2 protein-coding genes and 1 pseudogene are annotated in these 2,865 nt (G+C 53.1%); all 3 read right to left on the bottom strand.

The annotated features are described in order from the left end of the window. Nucleotides 1-199 precede the first annotated feature (199 nt). A complete protein-coding gene (locus ACTBDZ_RS16730; RefSeq protein ID WP_438816137.1) occupies nucleotides 200-1,600 on the bottom strand; it encodes an L-cystine transporter in 1,401 nt (466 codons plus the stop codon). Nucleotides 1,601-1,722: 122 nt separating this feature from the next. Beyond that, the gene (locus ACTBDZ_RS16725) at nucleotides 1,723-2,298 is read right to left on the bottom strand and encodes a metal-dependent hydrolase (RefSeq protein WP_438816136.1); all 576 of its coding nucleotides are present in this window, start codon (nucleotides 2,296-2,298) and stop codon (nucleotides 1,723-1,725) included. Nucleotides 2,299-2,389: 91 nt separating this feature from the next. Then, a pseudogene (locus ACTBDZ_RS16720) lies at nucleotides 2,390-2,713 on the bottom strand (alpha/beta hydrolase); the annotation flags it as partial. Nucleotides 2,714-2,865: the final 152 nt, after the last annotated feature.

Genomic DNA, 2,865 nt, shown 5'->3' with positions numbered 1-2,865 from the left:
GGTTACGGATGGTAACGTGGGGAGTACTCATGCTGATTGGTCTGCAAAAAGCAGTAATAAATTCAGAACTTCAGAATACCGTCAAGTCCCGAAAAAAGAAAAATCAGGTGCGGAATGACGGGTATAACCGTCTGCATAAACAAAAACCGGCAGGGTAGACCTGCCGGTTTTTTTATGACGCCATGCGTTCACCTGGGTATCAGGTGTGGGACGCGTTTAACACGGACTCATCGTCGGCCGCAAAACGCGACTTGTCGGTTTGTCTCAGTAACTGGCTGGTCACCGTACCCGCAGTCATTGAACCGCTCACATTGAGCGCAGTACGTCCCATATCAATCAATGGCTCGATAGAGATTAGCAGTGCCACCAGCGTTACCGGCAATCCCATGGCGGGTAAAATGATCAATGCTGCGAAGGTCGCACCGCCGCCAACGCCCGCGACGCCGGCAGAACTGATGGTCACGATGCCCACCAGCGTGGCAATCCACACCGGGTCCAGAGGGTTGATACCGACGGTGGGGGCAACCATCACAGCGAGCATGGCAGGATAAAGCCCGGCACAGCCATTTTGCCCAATGGTGGTACCAAAGGACGCTGCAAAGCTGGCGATGGATTCCGGTACGCCGATGCGGCGCGTTTGTGCCTCTATGCTGAGCGGAATGGTGGCTGCGCTCGAACGGCTGGTAAACGCAAAGCTCAGCACCGGGGCAATTTTGCGAAAGAAACGCAGTGGGTTGATACCCGTTGAGGCTAACAGCACCCCATGAACCACAAACATGATGCCAAGGCCCAGATAGGAGGCGATGACAAAACTACCCAGCTTGATGATATCCTGCAAATTCGACGTTGCGACCATTTTGGTCATCAGCGCCAACACACCGTAGGGCGTCAGTTTCATCACCAAACGAACCAACTTCATCACCCAGGATTGCAGCGTATCGATCGCCGCCAAGACGCGTTCACCCTTGGCCGCATCATCGCGATGCAGTTGCAGCGCCGCAATACCGAGCAGAGCGGCGAAAATCACCGTACTGATAATTGACGTGGGGTTCGCGCCAGTATGCTCTGCGAACGGATTTTTCGGGATAAAAGACAGAATCAATTGCGGCACATTGAGATCGGACACTTTGCCCGCGTAATTGCTCTCAATAGCGCTGAGACGCGCGGTTTCCTGCGCACCTTGCACCAGCCCTGAAGCGCTAAGACCAAACAGCAGGGTAACCAACACGCCGATCAGCGCTGCGATCAGGGTGGTTAACAGCAGGGTACCCAGTGTTAGTACGCTGATTTTTCCTAATGATGATGCATTGTGCAGCTTGGCAACCGAATTCAAAATTGAAACGAAAACCAGTGGCATAACAATCATTTGTAACAGTTGAACGTAACCGTTACCCACGATGTTAAACCAGGCAACGGAAGCCTTGATGATCGGATTGTTGCCGCCATACACCAGATGCAGCGCGAAGCCGAACAGCACGCCGATAACCAGACCGAGCAGAACCTTTTTCGCCAGACTCCACGTCGGGTTACGGTTGGCATAAGCAAGCAGGGCGATCAACGCCAAAAAAACGATAATATTAGCCAATAGCGCAACAGACATACTGTCTCCTCCCTAAAAATGAAAACGGGCGCTAGGATAACAGCTCCTTGTGGCTTCCGTTATACCAATCCGGCGTATCTTTTACTCAAATCGCATAGCGTTTACGGTGGTAAGGAAAAACACTAGCGGAGCAACTGGCTGAATTGACTGCGGGCAGAATCATACCAGCGACAGGCCTGCTCGTAGCCGTAACAGGCACCTGCGCGCGGTGTGTGGTACAGCGAAAAGCCAATCAGCGCCAGACAGAGTACCCGCTCGAGTTGGTTACCTTTCTGGCCGTTGATCAGCGGCAATCGAAAGCGCCAACGGCAGGGCCACAGCAAGGGTACTCCTGCTGAGGTTAACATGTCGGCCATGATATGGCTGAGATAGCCAATCAGCATGGCGTGGTAGGCATCGGTCGGGATCGGCCAATCGGCAGGTAATTGCAGATGGATAAAACAGATGACGGCCACAATGGCCAGCAAACTGTGGGTGAAACCACGGTGCCCAAAGGCGCGGGCGACAGGCCCGGAGATCCAGCGTAACCGTTGCCCCAATACGGATTTAGGGTGGTCGATGTCAGGCAGCAACGCCGTTAGCAGCGCCCCCGGAATGATATGCCACCAGTCTCCGTTCGCCAGCGCTGGCGTGAGTTCTGCATTTTTGGCAAAAATAGCGCAGGCGACGGAGAATAGCAGATGTCCTTCCGCAGTCATGGGGTTTCTCAGTGAACTGTTATTTTATCCAGTATAGAGAAATATTCCCCGCTGCGGAAGTTGTGACGGCGTAACTATTTATGTCTTGTGGTTATTTCTTGCTGCTGGCGCTGTCAACGGGCAATGCGCTGAGCCAGGCATCAACCAGTTGGGGCCAGACGGCGACCGGTAACCCCGTGGTGCCGCGAATGCCAAAACCGTGTTTGCCCTTTTCAAACAGGTGCATTTCTACCGGAATATGCTTCGCCTTCAGTGCAGAAAACATCACCATGCTGTTCTCAACGGAAACTGACGGGTCATCGACGGCATGCACTAAAAAAGTCGGTGGGGTTTGCGCATTGACATGCTGGTCCGGTGAGTAGCGTATGATACCCGCTTCGTCAGGGTGCTGACCCAGCAACTGTTTGCGCGAGCCCGTTGTGGGGACTTACCTAAAGTGATCCAACCGTCATTCCGCACCTACTTTAAGAATAAATTCGACGGTATCGCTCGCCGAGAACATCAACGATGGTCTTGTGAACAGAATTGAGGTTGGATACTTGTGGTGGTCTGTCACCAATACTGAAC

Origin of the sequence: Symbiopectobacterium sp., assembly GCF_051710365.1 — a bacterium.
GTDB lineage: Bacteria > Pseudomonadota > Gammaproteobacteria > Enterobacterales > Enterobacteriaceae > Symbiopectobacterium.
The sequence above is the reverse complement of the archived record's forward strand: the minus strand, read 5'-3'. Positions and strand labels throughout refer to the sequence as shown.